The organism is Streptomyces sp. NPDC001663 (assembly GCF_042893105.1).
In the GTDB taxonomy this organism is placed as follows: domain Bacteria; phylum Actinomycetota; class Actinomycetes; order Streptomycetales; family Streptomycetaceae; genus Streptomyces.
Window position 1 is genome coordinate 547,359 of sequence record NZ_JBIAUR010000005.1, and the last position, 15,948, is coordinate 563,306.

The 15,948-nt window shown below is 71.6% G+C and carries 14 protein-coding genes and 1 pseudogene; 7 read left to right on the top strand and 8 right to left on the bottom strand.

From position 1 onward, the window contains the following. Positions 1 to 7: 7 nt before the first annotated feature. Positions 8 to 223: an I78 family peptidase inhibitor gene (locus tag ACFY1L_RS19420; protein WP_388825218.1), complete on the bottom strand. Its 216-nt coding sequence runs from the start codon at positions 221 to 223 to the stop codon at positions 8 to 10. 461 nt (positions 224 to 684) lie between these two features. Between ACFY1L_RS19420 and ctaD the strand changes: the two are divergent. Then, positions 685 to 2,370, top strand: a pseudogene (ctaD, locus tag ACFY1L_RS19425) (cytochrome c oxidase subunit I); the annotation flags it as partial. Here ctaD and ACFY1L_RS19430 read toward each other — a convergent pair. Then, positions 2,255 to 3,298 carry a helix-turn-helix transcriptional regulator gene (locus ACFY1L_RS19430; RefSeq protein ID WP_388825221.1) on the bottom strand — a complete coding sequence of 348 codons (1,044 nt, stop codon included), beginning with the start codon at positions 3,296 to 3,298 and terminating at the stop codon, positions 2,255 to 2,257. The pseudogene ctaD and the gene ACFY1L_RS19430 overlap by 116 nt on opposite strands. 62 nt (positions 3,299 to 3,360) lie before the next feature. On the opposite strand from ACFY1L_RS19430, the gene ACFY1L_RS19435 reads away from it, so the two are divergent. Further along, positions 3,361 to 4,494 carry an epoxide hydrolase family protein gene (locus tag ACFY1L_RS19435; protein WP_388825224.1) on the top strand — a complete coding sequence of 378 codons (1,134 nt, stop codon included), beginning with the start codon at positions 3,361 to 3,363 and terminating at the stop codon, positions 4,492 to 4,494. On the opposite strand, the gene ACFY1L_RS19440 is transcribed toward ACFY1L_RS19435, so the two are convergent. The 3 genes from ACFY1L_RS19440 to ACFY1L_RS19450 form a co-directional block, all read right to left on the bottom strand. Beyond that, complete coding sequence (locus tag ACFY1L_RS19440) at positions 4,466 to 5,278, bottom strand: hypothetical protein (RefSeq protein ID WP_388825227.1); 813 nt, start codon at positions 5,276 to 5,278, stop codon at positions 4,466 to 4,468. The genes ACFY1L_RS19435 and ACFY1L_RS19440 overlap by 29 nt on opposite strands. Positions 5,279 to 5,360: 82 nt before the next feature. Continuing rightward, positions 5,361 to 6,656: an ABC transporter substrate-binding protein gene (locus tag ACFY1L_RS19445; RefSeq protein ID WP_388825230.1), complete on the bottom strand. Its 1,296-nt coding sequence runs from the start codon at positions 6,654 to 6,656 to the stop codon at positions 5,361 to 5,363. Then, positions 6,625 to 7,203, bottom strand: coding sequence for a hypothetical protein (locus ACFY1L_RS19450; RefSeq protein ID WP_388825233.1), 579 nt, complete (start codon positions 7,201 to 7,203; stop codon positions 6,625 to 6,627). The genes ACFY1L_RS19445 and ACFY1L_RS19450 overlap by 32 nt, the downstream gene beginning before the upstream one ends. 134 nt (positions 7,204 to 7,337) lie before the next feature. On the opposite strand from ACFY1L_RS19450, the gene ACFY1L_RS19455 reads away from it, so the two are divergent. Genes ACFY1L_RS19455 through ACFY1L_RS19465 form a run of 3 tightly spaced genes read left to right on the top strand, consistent with a single transcriptional unit; the run spans position 7,338 to position 11,247 of the window. Continuing rightward, positions 7,338 to 7,814, top strand: coding sequence for a hypothetical protein (locus ACFY1L_RS19455; protein WP_388825235.1), 477 nt, complete (start codon positions 7,338 to 7,340; stop codon positions 7,812 to 7,814). Then, entirely contained in the window at positions 7,814 to 10,537 is a 2,724-nt protein-coding gene (locus tag ACFY1L_RS19460) for an ATP-binding cassette domain-containing protein (RefSeq protein ID WP_388825238.1), read from the top strand. The genes ACFY1L_RS19455 and ACFY1L_RS19460 overlap by 1 nt, the downstream gene beginning before the upstream one ends. Continuing rightward, the gene (locus tag ACFY1L_RS19465) at positions 10,534 to 11,247 is read left to right on the top strand and encodes an ATP-binding cassette domain-containing protein (protein WP_388825241.1); all 714 of its coding nucleotides are present in this window, start codon (positions 10,534 to 10,536) and stop codon (positions 11,245 to 11,247) included. Before ACFY1L_RS19460 ends, ACFY1L_RS19465 begins: the two co-directional genes overlap by 4 nt. On the opposite strand, the gene ACFY1L_RS19470 is transcribed toward ACFY1L_RS19465, so the two are convergent. Both ACFY1L_RS19470 and ACFY1L_RS19475 read right to left on the bottom strand, forming a co-directional pair. Continuing rightward, positions 11,147 to 11,791, bottom strand: a complete 645-nt coding sequence (locus ACFY1L_RS19470) for a transglycosylase family protein (protein ID WP_388825244.1) — start codon at positions 11,789 to 11,791, stop codon at positions 11,147 to 11,149. The two genes, ACFY1L_RS19465 and ACFY1L_RS19470, sit on opposite strands and share 101 nt — an antisense overlap. 117 nt (positions 11,792 to 11,908) lie before the next feature. Further along, positions 11,909 to 12,562, bottom strand: a complete 654-nt coding sequence (locus tag ACFY1L_RS19475; protein WP_388825247.1) for a transglycosylase family protein — start codon at positions 12,560 to 12,562, stop codon at positions 11,909 to 11,911. Between the two features lie 537 nt (positions 12,563 to 13,099). On the opposite strand from ACFY1L_RS19475, the gene ACFY1L_RS19480 reads away from it, so the two are divergent. After that, entirely contained in the window at positions 13,100 to 13,882 is a 783-nt protein-coding gene (locus ACFY1L_RS19480) for a hypothetical protein (protein WP_388825250.1), read from the top strand. 61 nt (positions 13,883 to 13,943) lie between these two features. Next, a complete protein-coding gene (locus ACFY1L_RS19485; protein ID WP_388825252.1) occupies positions 13,944 to 14,339 on the top strand; it encodes a hypothetical protein in 396 nt (131 codons plus the stop codon). A 59-nt stretch (positions 14,340 to 14,398) separates the two neighbouring features. On the opposite strand, the gene der is transcribed toward ACFY1L_RS19485, so the two are convergent. Further along, positions 14,399 to 15,880, bottom strand: coding sequence for a ribosome biogenesis GTPase Der (der, locus tag ACFY1L_RS19490; protein ID WP_388825254.1), 1,482 nt, complete (start codon positions 15,878 to 15,880; stop codon positions 14,399 to 14,401). Between the last annotated feature and the right edge of the window lie 68 nt (positions 15,881 to 15,948).

The window sequence follows — 15,948 nt, forward strand, 5'->3', positions numbered from 1 at the left end:
TCCCGTGTCAGCCCTTCCAGGCCCGCACCACCCGGCCGTCCTTCACCTCGAAGTTCAGCCGGCCCGTGCGGTACTCCATCGTGATGATCGCCCCCGGTGGCAGCGAGCGCACCGTGGACCATCCGCGCTCACGCGCGCGCCGCTCGGCGCCGGCCGCATCGAGGCCGACATACGTGTCCGGACTGTCCTGGGGCTCCGCCTGCGGAGTGGGAATCGGTGGCATGCCGCCACGCTAGGCCCTGCCCGGCGGCCAGGGAAGCCGGGCTTGCCCCAAGGGCCTCGTATCCCTCTCCGGTCACGCTTCTGTCACAGGATCACGACACACGTTTCCGCTGCGGGGACATCAACTGCTGCGCAGTGGGGCGTCACACGTACGAGCGGTTCCGTACGCCTTCCGCAGGCAATCGAACGTAATTCCCGCGTGTCGCGAGGGCTCTTGGAAAAGCCCGTCGGAAAGTGCCGTGAGAACTGCCCGCGGGCACCCCCCGGAGTTCTTTCCCGGTCGATTCGGGGCGGACCCTCGGGAGCTGACACAGCGTAGGAAATGCACGGTTCCAGCACAGAACCCCCGCACGCCCCCTGTCGGAGCGCGCGGCAGCGCGAGCATCATGGCGTGAGCTCGCGGGCACGCGTGGCGCGGGCTTCGGCGGGCCCGGGCGCGACGAGCGAAGGGGCGAGCGAGCGATGGGGACCCAGACCGCGCAGGCGGCGGCGCAACCCGTGCGGACCAAGGAGCACGGCCGACTGATCGTCGACTGGCTGACCACCACCGACCACAAGAAGATCGGGCATCTGTACCTGATCACCTCGTTCGCCTTCTTCCTGGTCGGCGGGGTGATGGCGCTGCTGATGCGCGCCGAACTCGCCCGGCCGGGGCTGCAGATCATGGACAACAACCAGTTCAACCAGCTGTTCACGATGCACGGCACGATCATGCTGCTGCTGTTCGCGACCCCCATGTTCGCGGGCTTCGCCAACGAGCTGATGCCCCTGCAGATCGGCTCCCCCGACGTCGCGTTCCCGCGTCTGAACATGCTGTCGTACTGGTTCTTCCTGTTCGGCGGGCTGATCGTGCTCGGCTCGCTGATCGTGCCCGGCGGTCCCGCCGCCTTCGGCTGGTTCGCCTACGCGCCGCTCAACAGCGCGGTGCGCTCGCCCGGTGTCGGACCCGACCTGTGGATCATGGGGCTGGCGCTGGCCGGCTTCGGCACGATCCTCGGCGCGGTCAACTTCATCACCACCATCATCGGGATGCGCTGCCCCGGCATGACGATGTTCCGGATGCCGATCTTCGTGTGGAACACGCTCTTCACGTCGATCCTGATCCTGATGGCGTTCCCGGTGCTCGCGGCGGCGCTGCTGTGTCTGGAGGCGGACCGGCGCTTCGGCGCGCAGGTCTTCGACGCGGCCAACGGCGGGGCGCTGCTGTGGCAGCACCTGTTCTGGTTCTTCGGCCATCCCGAGGTGTACATCATCGCGCTGCCGTTCTTCGGCATCATCACGGAGATCCTCCCGGTCTTCAGCCGCAAGCCGCTCTTCGGCTGTCTGACGCTGATCGGCGCGACGATGGCGATCACCGGCCTGTCGGTGGTGGTGTGGGCGCACCACATGTTCGTCACCGGCGCGGTGCTGCTGCCGTTCTTCTCCTTCATGACCTTCCTCATCGCCGTGCCCACCGGCGTGAAGTTCTTCAACTGGATCGGCACCATGATCAAGGGCTCGCTGTCCTTCGAGACGCCGATGCTGTGGGCGTGCGGCTTCCTGGTGACGTTCCTGTTCGGCGGTCTGACCGGGGTGATCCTCGCGTCGCCGCCAATGGACTTCCACGTCTCGGACACCTATTTCGTGGTGGCGCACTTCCACTACGTCGTGTTCGGCACGGTCGTGTTCGCGATCTTCGGCGGCTTCTACTTCTGGTGGCCGAAGTTCACCGGGAAGATGCTCGACGAGCGGCTGGGGAAGATCCAGTTCTGGACGCTGTTCGTCGGCTTCCACACCACGTTCCTGGTGCAGCACTGGCTGGGCGCGGAGGGCATGCCGCGCCGGTACGCCGACTACCTGGCCGCGGACGGCTTCACCGCGCTCAACACGGTGTCGACGATCGGCGCGTTCCTGCTCGGCATGTCGACGCTGCCGTTCCTCTACAACGTCTGGAAGACCGCGAAGTACGGCGAGAAGGTCGAGGTCGACGACCCCTGGGGCTACGGCCGCTCCCTGGAGTGGGCGACCTCCTGTCCGCCGCCGCGGCACAACTTCAGGACGCTGCCGAAGATCCGCTCCGAGTCCCCGGCGTTCGATCTGCACCATCCCGAGTTCGCGGCGATTCCTGAGGAGCCGCACGGAGCAGCGCCCGAGACAGCCGGTCCCGAGCGGTCCTGATCGCCTCCGTGAGCTCGGCGGGCTCCAGCACCTCGAACTCGAAGCCCATCAGCATCACGTGAATCACCATCACATCCAGGCTCGCGGCTCCCGTGCGCAGGATGCAGCTGCCCGGGCCCTCCGCCTCCAGCTGCCCTGCAGAGGGCGAGATGCGCTCGGCGGCCTCCTCCAGGGGCACGAGCAGGCGGACGACGGCGTGCGAGGCGTACGCGCGCGTGGAGACGCCCTTCGAGACGTACGCGGCGAGGTCCTCGGCGGGCGGGGTGCGCGGCGCGAAGCGCGGGCCGTGCGGCGGCTTGGGGGTGATGCGGTCGACGCGGAACGTCCGCCAGTCGTCGCGGTCGAGGTCCCAGGCGACCAGGTACCAGCGGCGCTCGGTGCACACCAGGCGGTGCGGTTCGACGGTACGGCGGGTGGGGGCGCCGTCATGGCTGCGGTACTCGAAGCGCAGGCGCTCGGCGTCCCGGCAGAGGTTGGCCAGCTCGGTCAGGACGGCCGGGTCGACCGCGGAGGGCCGGGGGCCGCGCAGCATCGGCACGGTGAAGGCGCTCAGGGCGCCCACCCGGCGGCGCAGCCGGTTCGGCAGCACCTGCTCCAGCTTGGCCAGGGCCCGCACGGAGGTCTCGCCGATGCCCTCGATGCCCTGCCCGGCGGCCGTGCGCAGGCCGACGGCCACGGCGACCGCCTCGTCGTCGTCCAGCAGCAGCGGCGGCAGCTCGGCGCCCGCGCCCAGCTGGTAGCCGCCGCCGGTGCCGGGACTGGCGTTGACGGGGTAGCCCAGCTCGCGCAGCCGGTCGACGTCCCGGCGGACGGTGCGCGGAGTGACGCCGAGGCGTTCGGCGAGGTCGGCGCCGGACCATTCGCGGTGCGCCTGGAGGAGCGAGAGCAGACGCAGGAGTCGTGCCGAGGTCTCCAACATGGATCCGAGTCTGCCAGTCATTGCGGACAGTGGCTGTCCGCAAGGCTTCCTACCTTGGTCTCATGGCAGACAACAGCGTGCACAGCTTCCGGATCGACATCCCGCAGGCGCAGCTCGACGACCTGCACACCCGCCTCGACCTGACCCGCTGGCCGGACGAACTCCCGGGCGCGGGCTGGGAGTACGGCGCCTCGCTGCCGTACCTCCGCGATCTCGCGGCGTACTGGCGCGGCGCCTACGACTGGCGCAAGCACGAGGCCGCCCTCAACGAGATCCCCCAGTACGTCACGGAGATCGACGGCGCCCGAGTGCACTTCCTGCACGTCGGCTCCTCGAAGCCGGACGCGTTGCCGTTGATCCTGACGCACGGCTGGCCGGGCTCGGTCGTGGAGTTCCTCGGCCTGATCGGCCCGCTGAGCGAGGACTTCCACCTCGTGATCCCGTCCATCCCGGGCTTCGGCTTCTCCGGGCCGACGCGCGAGAAGGGCTGGAACGTCTCGCGCACGGCACGTGCGTGGGCCGAGCTGATGCGCAGGCTCGGTTATGAGCGCTACGGCGCCCAGGGCGGCGACATGGGCGCGCTGATCTCCCCCGCGCTCGCCCGGATCGCCCCCGAGTGCGTGGTCGGCGTCCATGTGAACGCCGCGTCGGTGGGCTTCATCCCGCTGGGCCCGGTCGACGAGAAGGCCCGGGAGGGGCTCGACGACCGCGAGCGGCAGAGCCTCGCCAAGATCGCCGAGTTCACCACCGACGGCTTCGGCTACAACGTCCTGCAGTCGACCCGCCCGCAGACCCTCTCCTACGCCCTGACCGACTCGCCCGTCGGCCAGCTCGCCTGGATCATGGAGAAGTTCCAGGCGTGGACGCACGGTTCGGCCGAGCTGCCCGAGGACGCGATCGACCGCGACACACTCCTGACGAACGTGATGCTGTACTGGCTGACCGGCACGGCGGGCTCGGCGGCCCGGATGTACTACGAGAACAGCCATGTCACGGACTGGTTCCCGACGGCGCCCTCCGGTGTGCCGACCGCGGTGGCGAACTTCGCCGAGGACGTCGCGATCCGCCGCTGGGCCGAGCAGACCAACACCGTCGTCCGCTGGACGGAGTTCGACCGCGGCGGCCACTTCGCCGCCCTGGAGGTCCCCGACCTGCTGACGGCCGACGTCAGGGAATTCTTCCGGTCACCGCGGTGACCGACACGGACAGGTCGTTGTCCCGCGTGTAGTACGGCCCGGCCTCCACCGGGCCGAACGATGCGTCCACGCGCACCCGTGGATAGGTGAACACCGGCTTCTTGTCGGCCACGTCGTCGAGCAGCCGCGCGATCCGCACCGCCGGCCCGGCCTCCCCCGCGGGCCGCAGCCACAGGTCCCACACGCCCGGCTCCAGGGCTCCGTAGACCACCTTGAAGCGGAACTCGGTGCGGTCGGCGAGGACTTCGGTGCGGCGCTCGGGGACGGGCGCATGCCGGCCGCGGAGCTCGGCGTACGCCTGCGGGCCGAGCCCGGTTCCGTACACGCGGCCCTGGACGGTCAACACGCCCTGCTTGATGCGCAGTTCGCCCGCCTCGGCGTGCGGGGCGCGCAGCCAGCTGCGGACGGTGAGGTTGCCCTGCCGGGTCGCGTACGGGATGCGGACGGCGACGTGGCCGCGGGAGCCGCTGGGCGTGCGGGCGGCGAGCGAGCGCAGGTCGGTGACGCCGGGCACGAGGCGGCGCGGCTCACCGGCGTCCACGCGCGCGTAGGCGTCCCAACGGCCCTCGGGGAGGGCGACGATGCTGGGCAGCGCGGCGCGCAGCCGGCCGTCGGCGGCCGGGGTGAGCGGCAGATACACCTCCTCGTGGCCGTCGCGGCGGCGCAGCACGAGCAGGGCCGTGGCCGTCTCCCCGACCGCGAGGACGTCGAACGTCAGGCCGCCCGCGGAGTCGGCGATGCAGTCGGCGCGCAGCGGTGTGGACTGCGGAGCCAACGTCGTCATGCGGTACGGATCCCCCCTCGGGTCTGTGCTGTTCGGTTAGACCGGCGACCTGGCCCTATGGTTGCGTTCCGTGCCCGAGGATCTACGGCTCGTAGGCCAGCTGCGGTACGTCGAAGCAGGTGCTGTTCATGTCGCCCTGGGAGACCCAGCCCTTGCCGTCCTGCCAACGGGCCACCGACAGACAGGTCTTGCGGGTCTTCGGCGGCTCGGCCAGCCGCTCGAACACGACGGGGACGAGGAGGCCGTCGGCGGTGTAGTTCTCACTGCGGTTCATGAAGGCGTCGACGCACGCGCGCGTGATGCCCGTGTTCGCACAGGACTTGGCGGCGTCCGTGAACCACATCGCCGCCGCCCAGCCCTCCAACTGCCACTGGGAATGCGTCTTCAGGCCCTTGGTGGCGTCCCGGAACTCCCGGACGGCCGCGTTGCCCGTGTCCTCGTAGTTGCGGCTGGAGCCGGTCGCCCAGAGGGCGTTGCGGCAGCGCGGGGAGTCCTTGTAGTCGTCGGCGACGGTGGACGTCCAGTTCTGGACGTTCGTCACCTTGGCGATGACCTTCGCGCCGACCTCGTCCATCGCCTTGCACAGCTGGGCGTTGCCGTGCGTGTCGATCGCGTCGAAGACCAGGTCGACGCCCTGCTCCTTCAAGTCGGCCGCCGCGGCACGGAAGTTGGGCAGCGCGAAGTCGACCTGCTCGGTGACCACCTTGTAGCCCTCGGCCTCCAGACCCCGCTGGACCAGCCGCGCGTAGGCGGCTGAGGACGACTGGTTGTAGGACACCACGGCTGCCGTACGGGCGCCCTTCTCGCGCTTGAAGTAGCGGTAGACCTCCGTGCCGCCGTACAGCTTGCCGTCCCAGCCGGGGGTGCCGTTCCTGGGCGCGAGGCTGCCGTACATGCCGTACAGGTGCGGCCAGGTGTCGTAGGCGGCGCCGATGGGCTGGCCGCCGATGTCGGGCACGCGCGCGTGGGAGACGCGGGAGGCGCCCGCGTAGTCCAGGGCGGTCGTCGCGACCAGGGCGACCACCTTGTCCTCTTCGAGCAGCCGGTGCACGCACGTGTTGTTGCCGACGCCGCTGCCGCCGTCGTCGCACTCGCGCACCTCGACCCGGTGGCCGTCGATGCCCCCGCGCGCGTTGAGGCGGTCGAAGTACGCCTTGGCGCCGTCGCGCGGGCCGGTGAAGGTGTCGCCGCCGACCGGGCTGGTGGCGCTGGTGACGATGCCGACGCGCAGGGGTGTGCTGTCTTTCTGCGTGGGCGCGCGCGTGTCGTGCTCGAAGTCGCTCTCCGGCAGGCGGCTGCCGCAGGCCGTGCCCACCAGGAGCAGCAGAGCCGCGGCAGCCGCGTGCTCAGCAGCCCGGGGCCGGCGAACCGGACGCATCGCCGCTCAGCTGGACCAGCGCGCACAGGGTGTTGACGGACACCTTCCAGGTGCCGTCCTGCTCGACCGAGGTCCCGGAGGCCTTCGGCAGGGCGGTGGCGCCGTTCAGGGTCAGCGCGTACGTCACGGTCGCCTCGTTCGCCTTGGTGAACTCGATCGTCTGGACCTTCGCCTGCACCTGCCCGCCGCGCTTGTCACCGCTGAAGGCCTTCAGGACCGGCGCCATCTGCTCGCCGTTCTCGAGGACCTTCTGCTTCTCCGCCAGGGAGGTCTTGGGGTCGAAGAACTTCTGCCAGTTCTTCGAGATCTCCTGCTTGGCCGCCGCCGGGTCCGCGGGCGCGGTGGCCGGCGGCGCGCTCGTCGTCTTCTCCACGGACGGAGTGGGCGGTGTGCTCTCGCTCCCACCACCGCTGTCGTCACTGCAGGCCGCAAGGACCGGGGCGAAGATGAGAACAAGGGCGGCCGCCAGCGCCGTGCCCCGTCCCGCCGCCCTTGGGCCGCGCCCCCTCGTTGCTTTCCCCCGCCTGAGGTCGCTCCCGAGAACCATCTGGCTCACCACCGGGTGTCGGTCCGGGCAAGGTGCGCCCGGTGCTTTCAGGGTCAGCTTCCAGAAGGCATAGTGCAAGCCATTGGCTGACATGGACAGACACACGACGTGTGTGAACGGACGAGGAGCAGGCGATGCGGACAGCCCGACTGCGGACCGTGCACCCCGTCCTGTGGGCCGGCTGGGCCGCGCTCGCCGCGGGCGCGGTGCTGTGCGTCATCGGCTGGTACGGCATCTCCGGCGAGCGCTACGCCGAGCGTCAGCTGCCCTACCTCGCCTCCTGCACGGTCCCCGGCGCCGCCCTGATCGTCGCCGGTTCGGTCCTGCTCACCCACGGCCGGGGCGTGGTCGCCGCCGCGCGCGTGGAGGAGCTCTACGGCCTGCTCGTCGCCGCCGAGACCGCGGACGGCGTGGACTCGGCGCAGGCGGCCGCCCTGCCCCTCGCGGTCAGCGGGGACCTGCTGATGGTGCCGGGCGGCACGCTGTGGCACCGCGCGGACTGCCCGCTGGTCGCGGGCAAGGTGGAGGCGGTCCCGGTGGACGCCAAGCTCCTGACCAGCGGCGAGCTGGGCCCCTGCCCCATCTGCGAGCCGTCCGAAGAATCCGACTGATGTCCTCCCTGACGTACGACCTCACGCTCGCCGGCCTCTCCGTGGGCAGCGCGGCCGCGCTCACCGGAATCGGCCTGGTCGTGACGTACCGCGCGACCGGCGTGCTCAACTTCGCGCACGGCGCGATCGCGATGGTGTGCGCGTATGTGCTGCGGCAGTGCGTGGTCGAGTGGGGCTGGCCGCTGTGGCTGGCTGCGACGGTGACGCTCGTCTTTCTCGCGCCGGCGCTCGGGGTGGCGCTGGAACGGTTCGTCTTCCGGCCGCTCGCCGTCCTGGGCGGCGATCCGGCGCAGACGCTCGTCGCGTCCATCGGGGTCTTCGTACTGCTGGTCGGCGGGGCGGCGCTGGTGTGGGGCCAGGGAGCCCGGGACGACGCGCCGGAGCTGGTGTCGGAGGACCCCTGGGGGCAGCTGGCGGTCGTCCTGGTGCTGGCCGTCGGAGTCGGCTCGGTGATCCGCTGGACGCGCTTCGGGCGGGAGCTGCGGGCCGTGGTCGACGACCGGCGGCTCGCGGTGCTCGGCGGGATCGACGCGGACCGGGTGGCCGCGGCCGGCTGGGCCTTCGGGGCGTTCACGGCGGGTCTGACGGGCGCGCTGCTGGCGCCGTACGTGCGCCTGGACCCGTACGGCCTGCCGCTGCTGGTCATGGAGGTCGTGGCGGTCGCGGTGGCGGCACGGATGCGGAACCTGCCGGTTGCGGTGCTGGTCGCGCTGGGCATCGGGGTCGCGCAGAGCCAGCTGACGCGGCTGCATCCGTCGGGCTGGGGCGAACCCCTGCTGCAGGCGGTGGGCGCGAACCTGTTCGTGGTGGCGCTGCTGGTGGCGGCCCTGGTGCTCCCCCGCATCGGCACGCGCGACGGCCTGCCCCGCACGGCCACCGCGCGCGTGCCGACACCGCCGGGCGCATGGATCGTGGCGGTGGTCCTGTTCCTGCTGCCCCTCGGCTTCGCGGGCTCGGACCTGCACACGTCGGTCCAGGTGCCGGCGCTGGGCGTGGTCCTGCTCTCCCTGGTGGTGGTCACCGGCCGCGGCGGCCAGATCTCCCTCGGCCAGGCGGCGTACGCGGGCCTGGGCGCCCTGTTCACGGCTCTGCTCGCGGCCGGCCGCTTCCCGGGCCTGCCCCGCCTCCCGGAACTGGCCGCGCTGGCGCTGGCGGTGGTCCTGGTGGCCCCCCTGGGCCTCCTGACCGGCTGGCCGGCGATCAGCCGCCAGGGCCTCGCGCTCGCCCTGGCGACCTTCGCGGTGGGCGTCGGGGTGAGCCGCTTCGTCTTCGCCCAGCCGTACGCGACATCCGGCCTCGCCCTGGACCGCCCGGCGGGCTTCGACGGCGACCGCGCGTACTACGTCCTCGAACTCGCCCTGCTGGCAGGCGCCTTGGTCGCCACGCGTGCCCTGCGCAGAGGCCGTACGGGCCGCGCCCTCGCGGCCATGCGGGACCACGAGTCGGGCGCCTCGGCGGCAGGCGTCCAGGTCCCCTCCCTGAAACTCCTGGCCTTCGTCTCGGGCGCCGCCCTGGCCGCACTCGGCGGCGGCATGCTCGGCATGGGCCTGCGCGCCTTCGACCCCGGCGCCTACGACCCCGTACGCGGCCTGCTCTGGTTCGCCGCGGTGGTGGTACTGGGCGCCGACAGCACCCTGGGCGCCCTGCTCGCGGCCGCGCTCCTGGTGGGCCTCGACTCGGGCGCGCGGGGCGGGGTGGCGGCGGCACTGATCGGGGTGTTGGCGGTGCTGGTGGGGCGCTTCCCCGGGGGCCCGTACGAGGCGCTGCGGACGGCGGCGGGACGCCTGCGGCTGCGACGGAGGGCGAGCCTGACGACGGTGGGCGAACGGGCGCGGGCGCACCTACGGCCGACGGAGCAACGGGCCGCGCTGCGGCCGGCGTTGGCGGGGGTGACGGCGACGGCCGGCCGCGAGCCGAACGCGAGGACGGCATCCCAAGAGCCACGACCCGCACTCGCCGCCGCCGAGCCACGACCCGCACCCGGCCACGAAGGTGACGCGGGGGGTGCGGGTGGGAACACAGACCCGGCCGAAGGCCCGGTGCCCACCCTCAAGGCCCACGCCCTACAGGCCCGTTATGGCAACTTCACCGCCCTGGACGACGTCGACCTCACCATCCGCCCCGGCCAGGTCACCGCCATCGTCGGCCCCAACGGCGCCGGAAAGAGCACCCTGTTCCACTGCCTGGCAGGCACGCTCAGCCCCAGCCACGGACAGGTCCGCTTCGGCAACCGCGACATCACGCGCCGGCCCGCACACGCCCGCACCCGCCTCGGCATCGCCCGCACCTTCCAACAACTCGCCGTCTTCCCGTCATTGACCGTTGCCGAAAACGTCCGCGTGGGCGCCGAACAGGGCCGCGTACACGACCCGGCAGCCGTGGAACGCACTCTCCGCCTCCTCGCCCTCGACGGCCCGGTACGCACACTTCCCGCCGCCGGTCTCCCCACCGGCACACTGCGCCGCGTAGAACTGGCCAGAGCCCTCGCAGGCAACCCCCGCGTGCTGCTCCTCGACGAACCCGCGGCCGGCCTGGACAGCGCCGAGGTCGCGGCCATGGCCCGCATCCTGAAGGCACTGGCCGCCGACGGCACCGCCCTGCTCGTCGTGGAACACGATCTCGACCTGGTCGCCGACCTCGCCGACGTCGTGCATGTCATGACCGCGGGCCGCATCATCGCTTCCGGCCCACCGGACCACGTACTGGACGAGGTCGGCACATGAGCGGCGTCTCCCTGCGCCACGCGCGCGTGCGCTACGGCCCCCTGGAGGCCCTGCACGGCGTCACCCTCGCCGCCCCCGGCCCCGGCCTCACCGTCCTGCTGGGCCGCAACGGCTCCGGTCGTACGACCGCCCTGCGCGCGCTGGCCGGAACCGTACCGCTGTCCGGGGGCGCCGTGGTGTGGGACGGCACCGACGTGAGCCGGATGCCGGCGCACGAGCGGGCCCGTCGCGGACTGTGCCTGGTCCCCGAGCGGCAGGCCGTCTTCGGCTCCCTGACCGTGCACGAGAACCTCGAACTGGCCGCAAGGGACTACGACTTCGCCCTCGACGCCTACTCGCAGCTGCGGCCTCTGCTGCAGCGACGTGCCGGCACCCTCTCCGGCGGCGAGCAGCGCATGCTCGCCCTGTCCCGCGCCCTGCTGGCACGCGCGCGCGTGGTGCTCGTCGACGAACCCGCGCAGGGCATGTCGCCCACGGTGGCGGCCCGCACGTACGAGCTGCTGGCCGCGTCGGACGCGTGCGTGGTCGTCGCAGAGCAGCGGCTGCCGCCCGGGCTGCAGGGCCGGGCGACGGTCCTGGTGTACGAACTGCGGCGCGGCGCCGTCGAGTTCAGCGGAGAGGCGGGCGAGTGGGAGCGACGTGCAGGGGCGGGCCGAACAGCGCGGGGGCCCGGTGGGGCTCATCGGCGCGGGTCGAGCCCTTCGGGATGACCAGCAGTGTGCCGACGTTCAGCCGGTCCGGACGTCGGCCGACCATGTCCTTGTTGGCCTTGTAGAGCGCTCGCCAGCCGCCCTTGACGCCGTACCTGGCGGCGATCGCCACGAGCGAGTCGCCGGGCCGCACCGTGTGCATGCGCCCTCGGAGGTGGTACCGCTCGGCGCACACCGGCCAGGCCTGCCAGCCCTGCGCGGCCAGCACCTCCTTGGCGACGGCGATCTGCTCCTCGCGGGTGGCGAGATCCGGGCGCGTGGCGTACTTCAGCCCGCCGTATGCCTTCCAGGTGGGCAGACCGAACTGCAGGCCTCCGTAGAAGCCGTTCCCGGTGTTGGCGTCCCAGCGCCCGCCGCTCTCGCACTCCGCCATGCAGCCCCAGGGCCAGTCGTCCTTGGCGCAGTCGTAGGAGATGCTCACGGGAAGCGCTCCCGGCATCGGCGGTGGCGGTGCCGCGTGGGCGGCGACGGGGGCCAGGGCGCCGAGCAGGGCGGCGGCGACGGTGAGGGCCAGGGCGAGGGAAGTGCGGTGCGTGCGGATCATCGGCCCACGCTAAGCAGTGCGTGGCGTGCGGCCGCCCCGGCGCGTCCGGTGCGCCGAGGGGCCCCACCCGGTCGGACGACCGGACGGGGCCCCGTGCCCGGGTCAGGGGGGAGCGACTCAGAGTTCGAGCTGCTGCCCGGGCACGATCAGGTCGGGATCACCGCCGATGACGGCCTTGTTGACGGCATAGATGTGCTGCCAGGTGGTCCCGTGCCGGGCGGCGATCCTGCTCAGGGTGTCGCCCTCGCGGACGGTGTAGTCGCCGCGGGACGCGCCGCGAGTCGTGTGGCCCGCGTCGCGTGCCGGCGCCTTCGACGGCTTCGACGGGGCTGCCTTGGTGGACTCCGAGGACTTGGTCGTCGTGGAACCGGAGGAGGCGGCGGGTGCGCTGCCGTACGCTCCGGCCCGTGCCGAACAGACCGGCCAGGCGCCCCATCCCTGGGCGCGCTGGACCTTGGTGGCGACAGCGATCTGCTGCCCCTTGGAGGCCTTGTCGGCGGTCGACGCGTAGGCCGTGCCGCCGTACGCGCGCCAGGTGCCGGCGGAGAACTGCAGTCCGCCGTAGTAGCCGTTGCCGGTGTTGATGTGCCAGTTGCCGCCGCTCTCGCACTGGGCGATGCGGTCCCACACGCCGCCGTCCGCCGCCGCTGCGTTGCCGGTCGCGGCCAGCAGTCCGAGGGGCGCGAGCAGTGCCGCCCCGGCGAGGACCGCCGTCGTACGAGCCTGCGTCTTACGAACGTTGTCGCGGTTGGTATCGGCACACTCGGACATGAAATTCCCTCTCGAAGCACTCGGGGTCCCCCAAGGCGGGGCGCACTCACTGCACATGGGCAGTTCGTCGCGCTCCGCCCCGTCCGCCGGAGGGTGGTGCGGTGAGCTGGCTTGGTGCGGCCGGCGGACGTTCCCGAGCGGTGCTCGTTGCACACGGCCGAGGAATGTAGGGAGCCGGTGAGGCCGACAGCAACCAACTGCTTGTCATTACAGGCCAGTTCGCCGTTACCTCGGGTATCGGCTATTTCCGGCCACCCACTTCATTCGCTCATTTCCCGATTTATCGACCAGGGCCTTCGATGATCTGTGACCCACTTCACGCAACCAACTTCCTTGGATTTCCAAGGAATTGACGGTGAGTGCCCGATTCCGCACCTGCGGTGACCCTGTGCGGTGGATGGTTCGATTCCGTTCGCCGTGGAGCGTGACTCCCGCCACAGATCACCCGTTGTCTTCTTCATGAGCCCGGGACCCGCCCGGTTCACGGGCCGGGAGCCACCCGGCACCGCCACGCATCACATCCCGAGGGAGCCACCCGTGCCGCGCATGCTCGACGTCAGCGACGAGGTACGTGCCGAGATCGGCGACGAAGAGGCCGACCGGCTGCTCGCCGGAGAGAACGCCCCGGGCAGTTACGACTGCACCTCCTGCCGCACCCCGGGCGACTCCGAACAGGAGCGCACCAGCACCGTCCTGTTCATCGGCGAGGAGACCGCCGTCCTCGCCTTCGCCCACGCCACCTGCCTGCCCTCGCAGGTCGTCCAGGTCACCGAGGAGCAGCTGCGGGGGGCCGTGAAGTCCATCTCCGGGAACAGCGTGGACCTCGACCCCTCGCAGGTCGTCCCCGAGCAGGCCGTGCTGGGCGTGACCAGCGGACTCGTCCTGATCGCCGGGGAGTTGCACCCGGCGCTGGTCGTGGAGCCGACGGCGCCGATCGTGCGGCCGGGCGCGACGGCGGCCGGCGACGACTTCCTGCCGCTGCTGATCGAGCAGGGGTTCATGCCGCTGACGGAGCTGGCGGAGGTGCCGCCGGTGCTGCACGGGTGGTCGGTGCTGCTGGCCATGGGCCAGCTGCACGCCGTGCTGCAGCCCGGGGCGAACGGCGGGCAGCCGGTGGCCTGGTGGCAGGCGCACCAGCCGCTGCAGGTGACCGAGCCCTGGAGGGCTGCCGCGAACAAGCACCAGCAGGTACTGATGTTCGCGGCGCCGGTGGGGTCCATCGGGCGTCAGCCCCGCGAGGACCTGCTGCGCGACGCGCTCGACAAGGCCGCCGCGAACGGGAAGCTGGTCGGCGCGGCAATGCCTCTCGCGGGCACGTGAGTGCGCCCAAAGGGGCACGTCCGGACCGCATCCCTTGAAGTTCGGGGTCGTTTGGACATACGTGCACGCATACGACGTTCCCCGCCGCCAGCCCCTCCCGCCGATCCCGTCCGCACGCTCGGCCCAGGACGCTTCGGGCGGCCCCTCGGCCACGCCCATCTACGACGCGCTCTACACCGAGTACGTCAAGTCCCTCCGTACGCTGCCGGGTGACCGCAGCGGCGAGGAGGAGCTGGGGTTCACCGCCTTCGGGAACATCCAGACCGGTGCGCGGTCGCACGAAGGACACCGGCCGGGGACGTTCAGCAGCTCGTACAGCGCCTACAGCGCGGGGGCCTTCAGCGCCCGGCAGCAGTCCCAGTGGCAGCGCGTCGGGCACACCGGGCAGCAGGCCATGGGAAGCACGGGGATGCACCATGTGCCGGCCGCGCTGCCACCGGGACGCAGAGGCATCTGAAAGGCCCGAACAGACGGAAGGGCGGCCCCGACCGGGGCCGCCCTTCCGTCGTCCGCCTGCTACTTCTTCTTGTTGCCGCGCTTCTCGCGCACCCGCACCGAGATGTGGATCGGCGTCCCCTCGAAGCCGAACTCCTCGCGCAGCCGGCGCTCGATGAAGCGCCGGTAGCCCGCCTCGATGAAGCCGGAGGCGAAGAACACGAACCGCGGGGGCTTGGTGCCGGCCTGGGTGCCGAACAGGATGCGCGGCTGCTTGCCGCCGCGGATCGGGTGCGGGTGGGCGGCGACCAGCTCGCCGAGGAAGGCGTTGAGACGACCCGTCGGAACGCGGGTCTCCCAGCCGGCGAGCGCCGCCTCGATCGCGGGGACGAGCTTCTCCATGTGACGGCCGGTGCGCGCCGAGACGTTGACCCGCGGCGCCCACGCCACCTGGCCGAACTCGGTCTCGATCTCCCGCTCCAGGTAGTAGCGGCGCTCCTCGTCGAGGGTGTCCCACTTGTTGTACGCGATGACCATCGCGCGCCCGGCCTCGACGGCCATCGTCACGATCCGCTGGTCCTGCACCGAGATGGACTCGGCGGCGTCGATCAGGATGACCGCCACCTCGGCCTTCTCGACGGCGGCCGCGGTGCGCAGCGAGGCGTAGTAGTCGGCGCCCTGCTGGAGGTGGACGCGCTTGCGGATGCCGGCCGTGTCGACGAACTTCCAGGTGACACCGCCGAGTTCGATGAGCTCGTCGACCGGGTCGCGGGTGGTGCCCGCGATTTCGTTGACGACGACGCGCTCCTCGCCCGCCACCTTGTTCAGCAGGGAGGACTTGCCGACGTTCGGGCGGCCGATCAGGGCGATACGGCGCGGGCCGCCGATCCCGGCGCCGCCGAAGGTCAGCTGGGGTGCGGTCGGCAGGACCTCGAGGACGGCGTCCAGCATGTCGCCGGTGCCGCGGCCGTGCAGGGCGGAGACGGGGTACGGCTCGCCGAGACCGAGGGACCACAGGTAGGCGGCATCCGCCTCGCCGCTGGGCCCGTCGACCTTGTTGGCGGCCAGCACCACGGGCTTGCCGGCCTTGCGCAGCAGTCGTACGACCGCCTCGTCGGTGTCGGTCGCGCCGACCTTCGCGTCGACGACGAACACGACGGCGTCGGCGGCCTCGATCGCGTACTCGGCCTGCGCGGCCACGGAGGCGTCGATGCCCAGGACGTCCTGCTCCCAGCCGCCGGTGTCGACGACCTTGAAGCGGCGGCCCGCCCACTCGGCCTCGTAGGTCACGCGGTCGCGGGTGACGCCGGGCTTGTCCTCGACGACGGCCTCGCGGCGGCCGATGATGCGGTTGACGAGAGTCGACTTGCCGACGTTCGGGCGGCCGACGACGGCGAGAACGGGCAGCGGCCCGTGCCCGGCCGCCTCGATGGCGCCCTCGACGTCCTCGAGGTCGAAGCCCTCTTCCGCGGCGAGCTCCATGAACTCCGCGTACTCGGCATCGCCAAGCGCTCCGTGGTCGTGCTCCTCGCCCGAGCCGTCGGAGTGGATGTGGTCGTTCATGAAGTCCGTACCTCGTCGTTCATCGTGGTGATCGGTGGAACACCCGGTTTCTCCGGGTTGATCCACTA